The organism is Leptolyngbya sp. FACHB-321, from assembly GCF_014695975.1.
Classification (GTDB): domain Bacteria; phylum Cyanobacteriota; class Cyanobacteriia; order Leptolyngbyales; family Leptolyngbyaceae; genus Stenomitos.
In genome coordinates this window covers 157,398-174,832 of the sequence record NZ_JACJPI010000064.1, presented here as the reverse complement: position 1 = coordinate 174,832, position 17,435 = coordinate 157,398, and the positions used below count along the sequence as shown (strand labels likewise).

The following is a 17,435-nucleotide window of genomic DNA, read 5'->3' as shown; positions in this document are numbered from 1 at the left end:
CTGAACTCAGGCGGATTTAGGAGGCACTAAATAGGGGTCATCCCACAAGAGGGACAAATGATGTCCGATGTGGCAGTCTGGGGCATTCTGTCGTCTACGAGTTTCATATCGTTTGTCTTTCACTGTATGGGGTAACCTCTCTAAACAACAAGTCGCTAGCAAATCTGCCATTGCGGTTTCATAGGCATTGTCTGTCAAATTACGGCGCGGCCAGATCGCGAGTGGTAAGCCCGAGTCTAAAAGTTCATAAAACAGATCCTCTGTATTCAGGGGTACCTGAGTAACATGCAATCCTACAACGTTGCTGGCTGGCTGCACAGCCGCATCCAGAACATCCATGAGTTCATCCAGGTCATGATCATGACCCAGTACAAAAACATCCTTGGCAGACTCTTGCAATAAGCCCTGGTGTCGTTTCCACAACTTCAGCCAGCTTGGACTTTTTCTGTAATTGCGATCGTAGCGATTGGCGCAACGAATAACGACTATGTGGTCGTGTCCTAAATATTCTCGACGGCTAGTGTTTTCTGGATTTAAGTGTGGCCATAGATCGACACCCAGGTGCATCAGTTCCAGTGGCAGAAAGACATGGATCTGGGGATAGTTTTCACAGAAATCGCAGAGACGCCTCTGTTCAGCTAAAAAGTGATTCAGTAGATGAGTTATTTTGGGCAGCAGTTCCTCCAACAGGTAGGGTGCAGACTCTAGAGAATTGGTAGCCAGCAGAGAGTGATAACCCGTTTTTCGCGATCGGTACGTCTCAATATCTTCGATCAGCCACGCATTGATTTGATAATAGGTTGCATCCTCTTGAGTCTGAGTAGAGACTTCATCACAGCGGGTGATAGACATTAAGATAGCGGGTTCAGCAGTCTCTAAGCGCTTGTCTTGAGCCGCTTGGATTTGTGTATGGAGTTGGAGCCAGTCAACCCCTGCTCGATATTGAACACTCCATTGATTAAGGGCATTAGACAGGAATGGGGCTGAAGTCTGATGGACAACGTGCGCGATAAATTCGTCCCGAGCGGTATAGGATGATTGACCTCGGGCTATTCTTTCCAACTCGTTGATGATGGTCTCGACTGTATTTGCCTCCAAGCGCACTGGAACGGGCCAATGGCTAACAGTTTTTTGATACGCCTGGATTATTAACTCAAGCTGAGCTTCATCGCTTTTAAGAATACTGATCAATGTGTCTAGAGCAATCTGGGCTACCTGGCGTTGGCGATCAGCTTGACGTTGATCAATTTTCTGTTGACATTCATCCATCTGTCGCCCAATCTGCTCAATTTGGCGTTCTAACTTATTTTGCGTCGGACCATCTTGCTCAACCCGTAGCTGCTCCTTGACTTTCGTGTAGTCTTGCTCCAGGTCATCCAATTCGGTTTGATAAAAGTCGAGCAGAGGGTCGTTACTCATCCTGTTGCTTTAGCCGAAATAACTGTTGCTCTTTGGTATCCATCTGTCGCCCAATCTGCTCAATTTGGCGTTCTAACTTATTTTGCGTCGGAGCGTCTAGCTCTACCCGCAACTGCGCCTTGACGCTCTCATAGTCTTGATCCAGATCCTCCAATTCCACTTGCAGTCGCTCTATTTCGAATCTTTGAAAACGGCTTAGCTTGACTTGAAGCGGCTCTACCGTTGCTGTCTCGGCAAACAATTGCCCCCCCTGATTATCCAACCAACGTAGATACAGAACAGGACGGTACCATTGATTTCCCTCCACTCCCATCCATTTTCGCCCTTCATTGAGAGCCGTTACCAGGGGCTTCTTCTGCCCTAGTATGCGGTAAAACTGCTCCGCAAACCGACTGACTGCATCCACTCTCACCCCATATTGCATCGCCACCACTGCCGGAACCCTGGCATCGATCAGTTGTTGTGCCGTCCCGTTAAACACCGAATCCCCAGCAACTGCCATCCCCGACTGGCAGGCACTAAGCACTACCAGCGCCACTCCCTTGGGTAGAAAAGCTACCAGTGACGCAGCACTGACGTAATCGGGTCCACCCTGCTCATCTTCAAAGAGGAGAAATCCCGTCGGTTCTGTAAGTAATTGACCACAGTTTCGACAGCGATCGACCTTGATACCAGCATGGATTTGCCCACACTGTGAGTTGACACATCGCTTACCGAATAGTCCATGACCATCAAAATGCAGCACCTGTGGCATCTGAGTTTCAGTCCGTTGAGACAGGTCAGCACTCAGTGCCTTGAGGGTTGCCTTTGATAGAGACTCCAGCACAGCTAAACCCTCTGCCTTTGCCTTGCTCAGACCGAGATGAATAGCTTGTTGTTCAGTATCCGAAAGCTTTGCTAATTTCTGAGTGGCATCTTCAACCCGAGGCGCGATCAATAAAACTCGCAACTGTTTCTGGGGCAGAAGCGCAGGTGGTAAAGCTTCATAGGCAATGTAACGAGACACGATAACCTGACGAGGCTGTAAAAACCGCTGACCATCATGGATCAGTTCCCAAGGATAGTCTGCCAAGCGCGATCGCTGGACAGAATCCGCTGCAAACTTCAGTCGCAAATGCAAATCGGTGTTGTGCTGCTCGGCTAATCGTAAGGAGTGTAGGAAGGCTTGCTTGATCTCGCTATCTGGCGGAAACAGCGAGTGGTAAAGGGACTGTCCAATTCGTTCTAGATAGGCAGCATGAAAGCTTTGGCGATCGGGTAACAGCAACTCCTCCTGCTTCAGCCAAGCCTGCTCATCAGGTTCAGGGTAGTGTTCTGCACGAAAGCCCTGGCTACTCTCCAGCACCTTGATAATGGTTCTTCGCCAGTCTTGCTCACCGACCCAGAATGGTAAGACACACTCGGTTGCAGCATCACCAATCCCAATGGGTAAACGGGTTGCGATCGCCTGAAAGCGTTGGGCATCTAGCGGAGAGAGATAAAGCTCTAGCAGTTCCATGTCGTTCCTCTCTGTCTATTGAGGACGGTTAAAACTGGTCTGCCAGTTCGCCTTCTTCACCTTTGAGGAGTGCCTCTAAACTCTGCTTCACTGCCACAGGCACCTGATCAGGCTGTAAAGCCTGGTAAAACTCCAGCAGCCGCTCCTTGTCAAATAAGGGAGACAAGGTGACTTTCACCTTATGGACATCATCCCGACTGATGCCGCCACCTAGCTCGCCGCCGCCTACCGAGAGGACATCAATTTTGATACCGGCTTTGCCCTCTCGCTTAACGGTTACCTGAGCCTCCACTTCTACCCCGCTCACAAAGAGAATGGGAGCCTCTTTCGCTTTTCCAGGCACAGTTGAAAGTAGTTCCTGCTTGACCTGTTGAATTAACTCAGCAAGACCGATCGGTTGGTAGGGTTGTTCGGGCATAGTGTCATTTCATCGATGAAAGGATAGCTTTTCTCCAGCCTACATGCACTAATTCTCTGATTCCAGAATTTTGCGTTTTCTCCAGGCTGCCTCGGCTCTGTCAACAATGACAAGGGCACTGACGATGAAACTGTTCAAAGCTAGATAGGGCAAGCTTTGGCTAACTGGCGGTCTAAGCTTAACCTTTAATGGAAGTATGGTTAAGCACTCATAGTAGGAACGCGATCAAAGAGGTTACCCTGGTTACCCCAACTCTCCCAGATCGGTCGAGACCCTCGTGTAAAAAGTTCCAGCTTCGGGCCGGGGCAGAGGTGCTCAACCAGCTCATAGAATTCGTCGGGCTTACGAGAATGTTCACGCCGTGGTACTTGCAGAATAGTAGGTTAATTGGTGAAGACCTTGGTACGAAAAACTCGCAATCTTGCCCTTAACGGCCAATAAACAATGCTCAGTGGTGTTCCACAGCCTATGCCCCAACCCCAAGACTGAAGCCAGTGTTGAGCGTCTTTAGACCTACAGCCTTGTTCGGCAGGATAAGCAAATACTCATTGGGTTGAAGCTGTTGCGAAACGTAGCTGAAGCTTAAAGCCCTGGTACTCTTTGAAGAATCTTTTGAGTGACCAACATTTCAAACTGAGAACGAATGGCTCTTGCCGTAACTCGATTAGAAAGGAGGACGCCTGCTTCAATGTTGCGTTGATGAGCCGCTTCTGTGAAATTGGCTGAGGTAATGAAGACGCGCTCCTCATCGACAACGACACATTTAGCGTGTAAGCAAGCATTGCTATGGGTAGATAGTTCGAGTGCCCTTGGATCATGAAAAACTTCTGGCAGCCGTTGTCCAGGCCAAACGTATCTGCGGAAATTTTCTGAAAATTGTCGCAATAAAGTAGAGGCTGGAGTTCGATCGTTGTAATGGCGTTTGACGTTTAGAAACATCCGTACACTCAATTCAGGGTTGGCTGCCATCTGGTCTACCAGTGGGTGAAAGAGTTCATGCCCTTTAGAACCTTGATCGATTGCAAAACTAGAAAGCAGCACACTGTGGCGAGCACTCTTAAACAACTCTCGGACCACAATAGCCGTATCTCTGCTTTCAGCACCCAGTACTTCCGGTCCTGTCCAAACCAAATCTGTCTGTTCTTGTTTTTGCTGCGCGATAGTCCGTTCATGGGCAAGCAGTTTCAGCATATAAGCGATATGGGCTGAACTCATGCCCTGCTGCCGTAGCTTGTTCAGCTCTACAGCTAATACAGGTCCCAGATCTTCTGAAACATAGCCAGCTAGAGTAAAGGGATAAACCGGAAAGCTAAGCCGCTCTAGCGCAAAAGCGTCAGCCAGATCCCTTAGAGCCGGACGGCTCAAACTTTGAAAAGGAGACATCATTGCAATGCCTCAGGGAAGAATGCCGCCCCTAGTCCTGCAACTGTGTTGACCACTAACGCCCGATCTAACATTTCATTACGGCGTTCGCAAGATGTCTCTGCAATCAATAAGCACCCGTGACAGGCTGCACCATGTAAGAAGCGATCTTCCTGTTGATCATCTGGTCGATGTTGAGCGCAAACCGGATCGTTGGAGCATAACCGCCCATATTCTAGGGCTTTGCTCAGATGATACTCAATGTGTCTGCCAACCTCGACCAATCCACCTAAGGTACCTTCGGAACCAGAGGTGCCTGTGTGCAGCAAAATGCCGTAACCGATATCATCAAAGGCATAGATCCGTTCACGAATGGCACTAGATGCATAACCACAATCGAGTGACACTGCGGTAATCAACAAATGGGAAAGAGAATGTAGCATGATATAGGCGGCACCGGGAAAGCGTGCTTTATCACGAGGGATACCTCTACTATCTAGCCACTTATAGAACCCCTGTTCTAAATGCTCAGCCCGAACTTGCACCTCGGGACGCTTGAGCCATTGCTCAATGGCGTCTTTCTTGATACTAATAAAAACCCCTTCCCCCAAATTCTCCACTGCTGGAACCCATTGCGGTTCAAAGTCGAGGTCTGCCCTGCGAATGTTGATAGCCAGGTCATCAATTTCCCCTTCAATGTTGGGCATGGCGGCTTCAAAACGAGTAAAACCGATGAGTGCCACAACCTCTCGTAAGCGGTGCACGAGCACAATGCGGTCAATGGTTGATTGCCATTTTGGCTCAAGGGTATCGAGCCGACGCGTATAGCCTTGAAACACTTTGTCGTCAGCAGGTGCTTCTTTGCCCCTTTCCTCAGGACAGGTCAGTAAAGCTTCTAACTCTACCTGCTTAATGCTCTTTTCAGGAGCTGTTAGCCCACTCTTACGACGCTGGATTTCTGCCCAAACGACATCGGCTCCAAACCCTGCCAGCTCGGCAAATTTTGGCTTTTTGAGTTCTTTCTGGATATCGGACAAATCATCGGCGTACTGTAAATCCTCTTCATAAAAGCGATCAACCGCTTGTTTGAGTTCAGCATCTTGGTCGGGCATCGAAATGACGCTGAGGATTTGCGTGAAGTAGGCGTTGCTAGCTGATCGCACCAGCAAGCGACTGTACTCCGGTTGGTCGGTAGCAACAATCTCACCAGCCTTGTTAATTTTGTGACCCCTACAATTTTCCTTGCCGCGTGAACCAAGCCAGGGACGATAGCCTTCGCAGAGACCAAGCACTTTGGATTCGTTTTGTTTCGCCTGAGCAAGCGGACGGCGCTTACCAGTCTGCTCACAGCGCACGAAAATTTCTTCAAAGTCATTGCCGGAGCCACCTTCATCTAACCAGAGTTGCCCACGGTGAGTCGTATTGAAGTCCTCGTGGACGAAGGCGTACCAATTGATATCACTCAGATGTCCATTTGTACAGGCCTGCACAAACCGGACTGGCACTGATTGCACTGACTTCCCTTCAAATTTTAAGCCCCCCTTAACAGCACTCCAAGTCACTAAGGGACGAGTGCGGTAGACTTTCCCGTTACTTTCAAAGGTCTTGTCTACTTGGGCCAGAAACCAAGTCGGAAAAACGAAGGCATCAATGCCAGTGATAGCCACCTGTGGGTCATTAGATTGTTGGGGCGGGGTATAGAGCTGAATATCATGACCATCTGGCAGCTGCAAGCTTTTTGAAACCTTATACCGCAGCCGGTCTTCCCGAATAAACTGGCGGTCGCCTTTCCAGTAGGTTAACCCCGAAATAATCACTGAGCGTGCTGGTAGATCAACCATAGAACCGGGACCAAAGGTTGTTAGCACCTGACTCTGCCGTAACTCACCGCTCGGTTTGGCTTTGCGTTTCTTGCCATTCATGTGCCTTCGTCCTCCACGTTGTCCATGCTGTAAGGGTCTCGAATCCAGAGATTGACGGTTGCTTCTACATCGCGCAAACTGCGGTAAGCCTTAAATTTTTGCCGTTCCAGCGGCTCCTTAGCAGCATCTGGACTCAGTGCATCCAGTAACAACGGCGGTGCCAGATCCGTTTCCTTCTGGTATTGCAACCGCTTGTCCCGGTCAGCCAGCCGCTGCCAGGTATCAAATAAGTCAAGCACTTGTGCTCTTACTTGTTGCCGAAGAGCACTGGATGCAGTTGCATCTAGGTCAGGGCTGTGGGCTTCGGCTCGGCACGCAATCGTTTCTACTACGGCATTGAGGGCTTGGCGTTGGCTACCGACGTGCGAAGCGCCCAAGGCAGGTGTCATTTCAGGAATGATTAAGCGAGCTAAAGCCACGGTGATGCCTGCTAAGCCTCGATCGAGTGCTCGTGGTGAAAAGGGCGTCACACTCGTTGCTTCAACAGCCCGGTAAAAGCTGTTATGCCAGCTTTGAAAGCGTTCGTAGTGAGAGCGATCGCGGGGACGATGAACATTAAGTAACGTGACCACTAAACCGGGCTTCTCAGCCTCTCGACCAACGCGGCTCGTTGCCTGAATGTACTCAGCTGCCGTCTTTGGCTGCCCCAAGACAACCATCAAGCCGAGACGCACAATGTCTAAACCGACTGAAATCATGTTGGTTGCGAGAGCGACATCGACCCGTTCTTTCTCATGAAACGGCAGTGCTAACCGACGTTTCGTGTTTGCCACCTTATTAGTACTGACCCGCGACGTCAGTTCTTCTGGCTCATCGTCGATCTTACGGCTCAAGAAGGGGCCGCTTAACTCTCCCTGTCGCAAGCGATCGCTGTACTTAGCCAGGCGGGAACTGACTTCATCCTCGACAATACGACGGCTTCCTCCCAGTTCACGCAAGGAGTTGAAGTACCCTAATAGTGTCATATAGGGGTCAGCCGGATTGTTTGCGTTGCGTGTGCTGCCCTGCGCTTCATATTGCTTGTAAGCTGCTGCTAGCAAGGCTAGGTAAGTTCTGAGGAGAACAACTTTCAGACTGCGCCCCTGGGCTGCGACACCGAGATAGAGCCGTCCAGGCACATCAAAAGCCGTTTTAGCAAAGAAGGAATCATGTCGATCAGCACTGGGGGGTGGAAAAATATCGACATGGCTACGCCCAAAAAGCGCTTGAATCTGACGGCTGGCTCGGCGCACTGTTGCGGTTGACGCAATAATTTTGGGACGAATCAGTTTGCCGGTATGGGAATGGGAGCAAAGTGTATCGATCGCCGTTTCATACAGCCCGACCATCGTACCCAGTGGGCCGGAAATAAGGTGCAATTCATCCTGTATGACCAGATCAGGTGGTGGCAAGTAGCCTGCTAAGGGTCTGCCTGCGATCGTGGCGTCACCAGCACTGTAAAATCCTTCACCGTCGTTATAGTGAGTGACGCGCCCAAAGAGCGCTCCGGTTTGTCCCACCCAAGGTAAGGCTGCAAACTTGTCGACCGTTGCAATCATGAAGCAGGGTAAACGCCGATAGATCGTCTCATCAACAGCTAGGATCGGTAGCGGATTGCGACTGCGGAAGTCACAGTCTCGATTGACACAGACCACCGTTAACTTTTTCGGAGCTTCTTCTGTCGGATGAAGTTGAAAAGAATTCGTGGAAAACTTTTCTCCACACCAGGGACAACGTTCTAAAGGGATGGGGGACGGTTTGCTGTTGCTATCCCGCTTGAAGGCAATGGTGCGTTCACGGGCAGAGTATTCATCTTTATCACCCCGTTTACCCATTCGGTTAGGAGTAGCGCTTTGTCCGACCCAAAGACCAATCTCAAAGGGCCACTGGCCTAACTTTGTTGGGTTTTGCTGCCGTTCTAACTCCAGGGCACAAATTAGGCGGGAGGCTCGCTCTAGCTGGTCCAGTGTGAGTAAGCGCAGGGTATAGCGCATTAGCACACTCATTCCAGCCGATTGGAGGCTCGGATCTTTAAGTCGGCGCAGGACTAACGTAAAGGCTGCCAGCCCCAGGTATGCCTCTGTCTTCCCGCCGCCCGTGGGAAAGAACAGCAGATCAACAATGTTTCGCTCCGGATGGTCAGGCTGAGCGATACTCACCAGGTTGAGCAGTATAAAGGCTAGTTGGAAGGGACGCCACTCGGGTGGTTTGAAGCTAGCGGGTGGTTGACCTTGATCCTGACTGAGCTGTCGCCGTCGGGCGATCGCTACTACTCGATTGGCGATCTGAAAGGCTTCTAACACCTGCGGGTCATCCAGGGCTTGAAGTCCTGCTTCGATACGAGTGCAGGCGCGATTGGCACGGTTCAGCAAATCTTGGGCTACTCTACCCGCCTCAGGCGGGTCAATTGGAGTGTTGAGTTGCGCCGCGATCCAGGTGCGATATGCTGTCACCATTGGGTTAAGCATCTGTCGCATGGCATCAGCACTTGCTGCCGTAGCTAAGGCTTCCATACCCAGCTTTACATCTTGAATGGTTGCTGCAATCACCCTGGGTACGCTGGCAGTGGGAATCCAGGTCGTACACACCTGAGTGCAAAGCGATGGCTTTGCGCCCTGGCTATTATCTGCATCTACGTGAGCAATTGCTGAAACGTTATGACCGACCGCAAACTCATAGTCATGACGATACTGGAGGCTGGCAACTGCTTCATCCCAATCATCGCTATCCACCCCCCGAAGATCTGAACGTGGCACAAAGCCTTCTTTACAGTGCACCGTCAGGCAGGTTTGAAAAGCAAAGGTCGTATCTTTCTCGCTAAATTGCATCTGGCGATAGTTCACCAGAAAGGTAGACACTGAAAGCGTACCAGCCTCAAACCGGTGGTCATGAACCGGACGACAATTGACGACGAGGGTTAACCCACTTCCACCAGGGATATCGATTTCAAAAGCATCTGCGGTCGGTTCAATTGGGACGCTGAAAGCGGTAGCTTGGGGAATCCGCTGCCAGCTGATCGACTTTTGTTTCTTCTTGTCGTCTGATTCCTGGACGTCCGGGCTTTCTTCCTCCAGTGCAATGGGAATATAGTCGCCCCAACTAACAGTGGCTTTTAGCTCTTTTGTTCGTGGAGTGATGAGAAAGCTCAGCCCCATTGACGCGGGGAATAAAGCCTTCCGAGCCGGCGCTTTTTCTGGGGTCTGGCTATCTTCACCAGTTTCACTTTCGCCGACTTCCTCCAAGCCAGCATCACCTTCATCATCCGAGCGATCGTCTGGTTTCGCACCGAAAGGAGCCAGAAACCCGGTGAGATACCACTTAGAGGGAGCCTGGGTTAACACTTCCTCAGCATGTTCTGAGTCTGTTGGTGTGGGTCCCACGAGGTCAATTTGTAGGGCATCGACCAGAGTGGCGCGAATGGCAGCGGCGGTTGTGGGCACAGGAGCAACCTTAGTTATGGGGTAGGCTAACGCGGTAAGATGTCGTCTCAACAAAGCTGAAGGTGAGGCAAGAGAGGATAAGTGGACGTGCCGGTTATAGTTTGCCTGCCAAAATTTGAGCGGCAGTTAGCTTCAAGACTGGCAAAGTAGGAGACTGAATCAAAGTTTCGCCATGAAATTCACTCAGGTCATAAAACTCGTGATCGAGGAGGCAAATGGCTACTTTGTTTTCCAGGGGATCGACAATCCAATATTCAGGGATTTCCAAGAGTCCATATTCGGAGCGTTTGGAGCGATAGTCATCGGCTTGGGTTGAAGGGCTAATGACTTCAACCACCAGAAGCGGTGGCGGCTCATTGAAGTCAATCACGGCTTCTCGGTTTTCCATCGCTTCCCACTGCGCCAAAGGCAGAACCGTTACGTCAGGAATGCGGGAGGTATCCCAACGTCTACCGCGTGGGGAGCGAATGCCCACCAAAGCGGGTAACGCCACCCAGGGCTGCTCAGTTTGGGTAATGGTGTCCTCAAACTGCCGTGTCAGGAAGCTAATGATGGCTCCATGCTTGCCAGTACCTAAGCTCATAGGGACGAGTGCTCCGTCGATGAGTTCGTAGCGGGTGTCAGTGCCGTCGCTGTAAGCAAGGTAGTCCTCGAAGCTGAGCTTTTGGGTGGTGGTAGTCATAACTGGCTCCTGGCTAAGGTTCACCTGCGTCTAGTGTATGCCAGAGGGATGGCAAGCAAAGTCAGAGAGCGGCTTGCGCGGTTGGCAGACTGCTCATAAGGGCATAGCTCATTTCGCCGGATAGGTTTTTATGCCAGATGCAAATGGGAGTCCAGATGACAGTCGCAAAATTGTTCAACTGGTTGCGCAAAGCTTGAGGGGCAATGCCTTTTTCTCTAGCTGTTTGAATAAGAAGCCTACCCATTTGGAAATTGACTCTGCGAAGCACCGTATCCTCATCGACATCATCTGACTCAAAAAGCAGATCTGTGTAGGTATCAAATAAATCTGAAAGACATACTTCTAAAGCTTTGTCGTAATAGAAGAAATCGGCGGTGTGCCAGTAGCTTATGCCATTGGTTTCACGCTGATAACGCTGAAGGTTTTGATCAGTGGGTTCAATCAGGTTGGATTGAAGGGCATCAACCAGAGTAGAGCGAATTTTGGCAGATGTGTTCACGGGGTGCTTTCCTCAATAACAGTGATCTTTTCATAGCCCTAACGAATCGAGTTATGAGTTTGTTTTAGAAGGTTTAGGGGCACGGGATAGTAACCGCTTTAGGTATGGACTGATCAAATCAAGTCCCTGAGGCTGGCTTTCCCCTTACAACCAGCGGCGCTACAGGCTAGGAAAATGCTGCCGTTTGAGGCACTACGTACCCCTTTGAAAGCAGAACGGCAAATGTTGCAAACACGGTTCATCATCTGAGCATATTGAGTGGCGTCTGTGGTATTGAAGTTTCTACCTTGGTAAGGATGTTTTGGACAGATAATACGAGGCTGTCCATAGTCATTTATTTGAGGCCATAGAGGCGAGTTACAAAGCTCACAAGAACCAAATGTGTCCTCAATGGGTTTAGGAGCAGGGCCAGCACCGTCTGGAACAAGTTCTAGGAAGTCGTACAAAAGTGTAACCGTTTCGGGTAAAGCCACCTTGAAAACAGGTGCTTCTGCTCTAGGGTTGGTATAAACCCACAAAACCTGCCCGTCAAGACCAACGATACCCATGTCGCTAAAAGAGTCGTTGCGCCACACCCGTCTGTTTGAGATTTTCCCTGTGATTGCTTCTGCTTCCGGGCCACGAGCAAATACTTGTAAACCTCGATCGACGTTTAAGTAAAAGTGTTGGCTGGGCTTGAGCTGTATCGGCCAGTCAATAGCAACTGATTTTGCAGCAGCCTTGAGGTCGGCATGGATATCTGCTTGGGCTGCCTTAGCATTGGGGTAAACTTTGACATTTGGTAGTGTAAAAGTCCAAAGCTCTGTATTGGGAGCGCCCGTAAAGCTCAAGGGACGGACTTCGGCTCGGCTACGTAGTCGGTCAATAAATTTGCGGAAGATGTTGAATGAGTCAAGCTTAACTTTCAGAAAATCGTCATTAAAAAGACCAATGAACTTACCCTCTGCTCGACTGATGGCTACGTTGGCAAGACGTGCGGCGGTACTCTGGGAACCACCGACCAACAGCTTGCTTGCTTTTTTCATCTGATGGCTGTCAACGGCGTCGAAGACAATCACATTTTGCTCAGAACCCTGAAAGCGATGAACCGTCGCGGCTTTGACGTTTTTTTGACCAGTTTCTCTGAGGATGCGGTGTATTAGGCGGGCCTGAGCGCTGTATGGGGTAATAAGGCCAATACTTTGAGTGCCAGCAATTTGAGCCTGGTATGTGATGTCTGCGGCGATGAGGGCCGAAATCAGATTGAAGCGGCTGCGGTGATCTTCACTAAAACAAAACGCTGAGGCGCGGCTGAGGTCATAAAAGACGATGGATTGACCCAGGTTAGGAGCAGCATGAACGATCGCCTCAGTCCGTTCTCTCACCCCTTCTCCATCCTCTAACTGATTTTTATAAAACAGTTCATTGGGGATGGCAGAAATGGAAGGATGCATCCGGTACTGGGTCTTAAGCAGTACCAAACGGTCATCTGGAGTGCCACGGCTAACGCTATCGATAATGCCCGCTTCGTCAAAAATGTCGCGCTGGAGAAACTCTTCGGCATTGCTGGTTTTAGCTTGAGAGACAGGGGCAAGCTGACGAAAATCGCCAAAGATAGCAATACGTTTTTTGGCCAGGGTCGCGCCGTAAGTACAGTGAGGAATGTAGGCCATACTGGCTTCATCAATGATGACGGCATCAAACTGGCGCTCGAAGATCTCTTTGGCGATCGTTGCCTTCGATAACGTGCAACCTACCACCATGCCCTTCGCAACGAGAACCGATTGGTACTCACGTAACTGCTTTTTGAGAGGCTGTAGCTGCTTGCGAATCTGGGCGAGCTGATCTTTAAGCTGGTTTTTGATAAGGGTGCTTAAACCAGAGGCACGGGATTCTTTCGTAAGGTGTTCGCGCTGTTTCTCCAGCGTTTCGATTTGCTCAATCAGTTGGGGGTGCTGCTGTCTGACAATGCCGCGAGCATTCAGCATCGGGTATTGCCGATAGATGTCAGGGGAAGGGATACCGAAGCGTAGCACCATCCCTTCTCGATAGTAGCTGGACTGGCATAGATACTTGGCCACGCTCTTCATCGCAGTATCGACGGCGGCGTTGCTGTGGGCCAAGACGAGAACGGACTGACCCGAGTGAACTAGAGACGCGACTGCTAGGCCCAGCGTGCTGGTTTTACCCGTACCCGGCGGTCCCCAGATAAAGCTCACTGGATGCTGGAGAATATGGGTGACAGCCGCTGCCTGATGGATGTTGTAGTGAAGATTTAGTCCGGTTTCTGACTGAATGCGGGGGGCAAACTGACTGAACTGTTCATTGCTAGTGCGGGCAGCCTTGGGGCTGGCAATCAGCAGGGACTCGGCTAGGTGACGGTTCGCTATAGTGCTGACGTTAGCGGTTGCAAGTCGTTCTTGCAGGGCTTTGAGCAAAAACCAGGGTTCAGTGTTGAGCTTGGCTTTTTTGATGTCATCGCCGATGTCATCTTCTAAGGCCACAAGCAGGTCAAAGCCCTCCACAGAGACTAGGGTGCCTGGGTACTTGGTCTTCTGATAATGCACGTCGATGGGCGCATCTTCAGGGAAGCGAATTTCGGTGTCAGTAGTGAACGAATAGAGGTGTTCACTATTGCGCCTGCCAAGATAGTGGCCATCGGTAATGGGAGTCATCGATCCACCAGCACTCCGCAAAGCCTTGATTTCGTCTTCAAGGGCTTTGTGGAAGTCTTGCTGATAGCTTTTGAATGTAGCGCTGCGAGGGGTAGGATTGGCAACCATGGATGTTCTGCCTTTTCTGCATTGAGGAGTTATGAGTTATGGGTTGGGGGCAGATACGGGTTGGGGGCAGTTGAAAGAGGTGAGGCACAACAGCGACTAGGCAACGATCGCAGGCAGAGGCACGGAGGCGGGTTCGTCCAATCGCCAGAGTTGTTTTAATCGGCCTACGAGTTCAGTCTGACGCTGTTCAATTACTGCAGGAGTCCAGTCTGTTGTGTGCAGCACCTGAGTGGTTATAGCAAAGGGAGAAACGCCCCCTGCGCCGGTGAAATATTTGCTTTTCTTTTTGTCGAAATCGTAGTTTTGGGCGCTGCTGTTTTTGGAGCCCGATAGAAGCGCTAAGTTACCAAGACGATGAACATAGTTCTGTCGAGCTTCTTTGTCAGGGAACCAGCCTAGCCACTGACTGTCCTTTGGTGGATTCTGAGGAAGAATGTGCTCAACGGTAATACGAGGAAGGGTGTAAACGGCTTCGCCACCAGAAAGGTAGGTGTCGAGGCGAAGGAGTACGTAAAGGCGAATCTTAGTATCTAGATATAGGGGACCATTCAACCGCTGAATAATTGCCTTGCATTCTTCTGCTGCTAGATTTAAGGGCGAATCAGGACTACTTAAGTCTTGGTCGTGCTCAATCCACTCTAGAAGGGTACTGTAGCGCCGTATCCGCTCGTTGATGTCGGATCGTTGGATCATGAGGCCAGCGGCTAGGCGATCTAGATCTTTGAAAAACGTGAGCAGTTGCGCTGGCTGGTGGCGATATTTAGACAGGTAGGCGATCGCAGGCGGCAACCAATCAGCATTATCGATGCGGTTCAGGTACTTGAAGTAGATGTTGATGGCTTCGGCGTGCTGGTGGCCTTCGTAGCAACAGTCTTGAATATCGGCATAAGCTTCGGCTGCTGGGCACAGTACTGCATCGATAAAGTGGATCGGGTTTTCACTGGGCTTAACGCGGTCCCGCACTTCTTTGAGGACTGAATCTTTTTGCTTGGCTTTGAGATGAATCATCCGAATGTGGGAGAACAAGCCTTGAAAATTATTGCGCCCTAGCATAACTTCAGTGTCTTCCCAACGCCTGTTGTACTGCTCTTGCTGATCTTTGGGGATCCTGCCGATAATTTCGGATTTAAGGATGTCAGAATGGGACAGGTCTAAACCGCGATCATTGAGAACGGAGAAGATGCGATAGGCCGAGTCCATATCGGGGGTAGAGACGACAACTAGCAGGCAGCCTGTAATAACGAATTGAGTTAACCGGATACACTGATGCTCTGGCAGCTTCTGTAAGAGCTTGAGTAAATGCAGGGCGTTATCGCGGATGCGAGCTTGACTATCGGGGAGAATAGCATCCTTCAGTTTGGCTAATTTGCTAAGCCCTCCCTCGTCCTGGATGTGCTCACGAAAAAATTGTGCGTCTCGATCTCGTAGAGTCAGCCGATAGCGGTTTGGGGTTGCTCTAATAACGTTGCCTTTCTCGTACAGATAAGCAGTTAAGGCCTTGGCAACTTCTTCTGGAACAGCTTCTCGCAAAACGGACAGGAGAATGGTGAGGGTTGTCAGGCGCTGCTGTCCATCGACAACCTCGGCTTTAGTAGAATCGTTTGACTTGATGAGAACAATACTGCCTAGAAAGTAGGGGCTGAGTTGATCGATAGGAATGTTGCTGTCTCCCAAAAAATCCAGCAGATCATCGAGTAGAGCTTCTGCCTGCTCAATTTCCCAGGCGTAAGGGCGCTGATATAGGGGAATTGAGAATACAAAGTCATCACAGAAGATTTTCTCGATGGGATATTCGGCACCGTGGATTTTGGTTGGCATGGTAGGTGTTTAGGAGAAGTTGTTTGGCTAAGAGAACTATTTTTGATTCAACTGGCAAAATAACGGCTTAACCGGACGGAGCTGAATCGTCTTTACACTTAGCCGTTTTTACACTTAGTAGGCATAAACTTGAGTGCTCTCAACACTTTTCCACGGTTAGGCAATGTTGAGAGCTTTATCTCATTGAGCAACGTTATCTCGTTGATACGCGAGTTTGGCGATTAATCCTGCAACAACGGCATAGAAAATAAGCCACAGCACGTGAAGCAAAAGATGCTTGTCATAAGCCATTCCTGCACCATACTGAATAATCTGCCTATAGTGAAAGAATGGAGATAAAACAATTAAATCCTTCACATAGCTTGGCTCTTGGATAGGAACTAGACCACAAGAGAAAATTCCAAATGGAATTAAAATCCCAGCGATCGAGTCAAGGGCTTTAGGGGGTATGACATAACCTAAAGTGATGCCGATAATTGCGAAGGGAATGATTCCGAGTAGTAGCCCAGCGCTCAGGGCCAGCCATTGGGTAAGGGACTGATGTAAGCCAAACTTGAAGATGCCAATCGCAAAAATAATAGAGAGACTTGCTATTAGAACCAGCATTGTCATAACAAGTTTGGCAGCAAGGTAGATGCTTGGCGGTAATGGTGTCACCCTAAGAAGCTTTAACCATCCCTCAACACGTTCAATGGCAATGCGTTTTCCCAACCGCTCAACTGAAAAGATGAGGAGGCTAATCGCACTAAAGAAAATTAGCCCCTTTTGGATCATTGACATGTCTTTCTCAAATGGCAATATCGCAGCCAAACTTGAAAATAGGAAGACACCTGCAAGGTAGGTCGGAGTTCTGAAAAGCTGTAGAATTTCTGCCCAAGATTGCTTTATTAGCATCTGAAAAGGATTGGCGGATAGAGAAGGGGACAGAGCACTTGTTTGACCCTCTGTTGGCGCTGCTTGTGTGGGTTGTTTATCGAAATTCAGCTTTCCATCTACGAGAGTGATGATATGGGTAGCAAGATCCTGTAACCTATCTTGCTCCGATTGGATATGAGTGACCATAAGGACGGTTACACCGTTACTCCTGCAACGTTCAACCTGACCCCAAAATACCTTCTGACCTTCCACATCCAAATTTTTGGTTGGCTCGTCTAAGATCAGCAGTTTAGGATTGCCAACGAGTGCTATTGCAAAATAAAGTCGCTGTTTTTGTCCACCTGCTAAATCGCTGGGAAAGGCATTTTGCTTATCAGTCAATCCAACGGTCTCAAGAACGTCCTTGGTAGAGAGCGGATTAGGATAGTAGCTTCTGACAAGTTCAATCAGTTCTCTGACTTTCAAGCTGTTCGGTGGCGTAACTTCCTGAAAGACAGTGCCGATCTGCAACTTAGATTCTGGAGAGTGTGGTGATGCACCAAAGAGCTGAACACTGCCGCTATCGGGGTCTTGCAAGCCAAGGATGATTTTGATTAAGGTGCTTTTTCCTGCACCGTTTGCACCACGCAGGACAACAAAATCACCTTGACGCACCGTCAGGTCAATATTCTGGAGAATCGTTTGTTTACGAAATAACCCCTCTTGAAATCCTTTGCTAAGACCTTTTATCTCGATGAGATCCATGATTACGTGCCTAAAT

Annotated in this window: 12 protein-coding genes; all 12 read right to left on the bottom strand. The window is 49.7% G+C overall.

Annotation, left to right across the window (positions count from 1 at the left end; genetic code table 11):
• Positions 1-6 precede the first annotated feature (6 nt).
• Complete coding sequence (locus H6F76_RS16385) at positions 7-1,419, bottom strand: hypothetical protein (protein ID WP_190509825.1); 1,413 nt, start codon at positions 1,417-1,419, stop codon at positions 7-9.
• Complete coding sequence (locus H6F76_RS16380) at positions 1,412-2,917, bottom strand: CHAT domain-containing protein (RefSeq protein ID WP_190509823.1); 1,506 nt, start codon at positions 2,915-2,917, stop codon at positions 1,412-1,414. Before H6F76_RS16380 ends, H6F76_RS16385 begins: the two co-directional genes overlap by 8 nt.
• 28 nt (positions 2,918-2,945) lie before the next feature.
• Positions 2,946-3,335, bottom strand: coding sequence for a trypco2 family protein (locus tag H6F76_RS16375; RefSeq protein ID WP_190509821.1), 390 nt, complete (start codon positions 3,333-3,335; stop codon positions 2,946-2,948).
• Positions 3,336-3,535: 200 nt separating this feature from the next.
• The gene (locus H6F76_RS31530) at positions 3,536-3,709 is read right to left on the bottom strand and encodes an MT-A70 family methyltransferase (protein WP_199322164.1); all 174 of its coding nucleotides are present in this window, start codon (positions 3,707-3,709) and stop codon (positions 3,536-3,538) included.
• A gap of 208 nt (positions 3,710-3,917) precedes the next feature.
• On the bottom strand, positions 3,918-4,721 hold the full coding sequence (gene drmC / locus H6F76_RS16365) for a DISARM system phospholipase D-like protein DrmC (RefSeq protein ID WP_190509819.1): 804 nt from the start codon (positions 4,719-4,721) through the stop codon (positions 3,918-3,920).
• Positions 4,718-6,619: a DUF1998 domain-containing protein gene (locus tag H6F76_RS16360; RefSeq protein ID WP_190509817.1), complete on the bottom strand. Its 1,902-nt coding sequence runs from the start codon at positions 6,617-6,619 to the stop codon at positions 4,718-4,720. The genes drmC and H6F76_RS16360 overlap by 4 nt, the downstream gene beginning before the upstream one ends.
• The gene (gene drmA / locus H6F76_RS16355; RefSeq protein ID WP_190509815.1) at positions 6,616-10,038 is read right to left on the bottom strand and encodes a DISARM system helicase DrmA; all 3,423 of its coding nucleotides are present in this window, start codon (positions 10,036-10,038) and stop codon (positions 6,616-6,618) included. The genes H6F76_RS16360 and drmA overlap by 4 nt, the downstream gene beginning before the upstream one ends.
• Before the next feature lie 94 nt (positions 10,039-10,132).
• Positions 10,133-10,720 carry a Uma2 family endonuclease gene (locus H6F76_RS16350; protein WP_190509813.1) on the bottom strand — a complete coding sequence of 196 codons (588 nt, stop codon included), beginning with the start codon at positions 10,718-10,720 and terminating at the stop codon, positions 10,133-10,135.
• 61 nt (positions 10,721-10,781) lie between these two features.
• Positions 10,782-11,219 carry a hypothetical protein gene (locus H6F76_RS16345; protein ID WP_190509811.1) on the bottom strand — a complete coding sequence of 146 codons (438 nt, stop codon included), beginning with the start codon at positions 11,217-11,219 and terminating at the stop codon, positions 10,782-10,784.
• A gap of 113 nt (positions 11,220-11,332) precedes the next feature.
• Positions 11,333-13,981, bottom strand: a complete 2,649-nt coding sequence (locus tag H6F76_RS16340; protein ID WP_190509809.1) for an AAA domain-containing protein — start codon at positions 13,979-13,981, stop codon at positions 11,333-11,335.
• Between the two features lie 96 nt (positions 13,982-14,077).
• The gene (locus H6F76_RS16335; protein WP_190509807.1) at positions 14,078-15,799 is read right to left on the bottom strand and encodes a DUF262 domain-containing protein; all 1,722 of its coding nucleotides are present in this window, start codon (positions 15,797-15,799) and stop codon (positions 14,078-14,080) included.
• A gap of 180 nt (positions 15,800-15,979) precedes the next feature.
• Entirely contained in the window at positions 15,980-17,419 is a 1,440-nt protein-coding gene (locus H6F76_RS16330; protein ID WP_190509805.1) for an ABC transporter ATP-binding protein/permease, read from the bottom strand.
• Positions 17,420-17,435 lie beyond the last annotated feature (16 nt).

What these genes read in the sequence shown, in the direction of transcription:
- H6F76_RS16385 (WP_190509825.1), bottom strand. Translation starts at nt 1,419, where the DNA reads ATGAGTAACGACCCTCTGCTCGACTTTTATCAAACCGAATTGGATGAC.
- H6F76_RS16380 (WP_190509823.1), bottom strand. Translation starts at nt 2,917, where the DNA reads ATGGAACTGCTAGAGCTTTATCTCTCTCCGCTAGATGCCCAACGCTTT.
- H6F76_RS16375 (WP_190509821.1), bottom strand. Translation starts at nt 3,335, where the DNA reads ATGCCCGAACAACCCTACCAACCGATCGGTCTTGCTGAGTTAATTCAA.
- drmC (WP_190509819.1), bottom strand. Translation starts at nt 4,721, where the DNA reads ATGATGTCTCCTTTTCAAAGTTTGAGCCGTCCGGCTCTAAGGGATCTG.
- H6F76_RS16360 (WP_190509817.1), bottom strand. Translation starts at nt 6,619, where the DNA reads ATGAATGGCAAGAAACGCAAAGCCAAACCGAGCGGTGAGTTACGGCAG.
- H6F76_RS16350 (WP_190509813.1), bottom strand. Translation starts at nt 10,720, where the DNA reads ATGACTACCACCACCCAAAAGCTCAGCTTCGAGGACTACCTTGCTTAC.
- H6F76_RS16340 (WP_190509809.1), bottom strand. Translation starts at nt 13,981, where the DNA reads ATGGTTGCCAATCCTACCCCTCGCAGCGCTACATTCAAAAGCTATCAG.
- H6F76_RS16335 (WP_190509807.1), bottom strand. Translation starts at nt 15,799, where the DNA reads ATGCCAACCAAAATCCACGGTGCCGAATATCCCATCGAGAAAATCTTC.
- H6F76_RS16330 (WP_190509805.1), bottom strand. Translation starts at nt 17,419, where the DNA reads ATGGATCTCATCGAGATAAAAGGTCTTAGCAAAGGATTTCAAGAGGGG.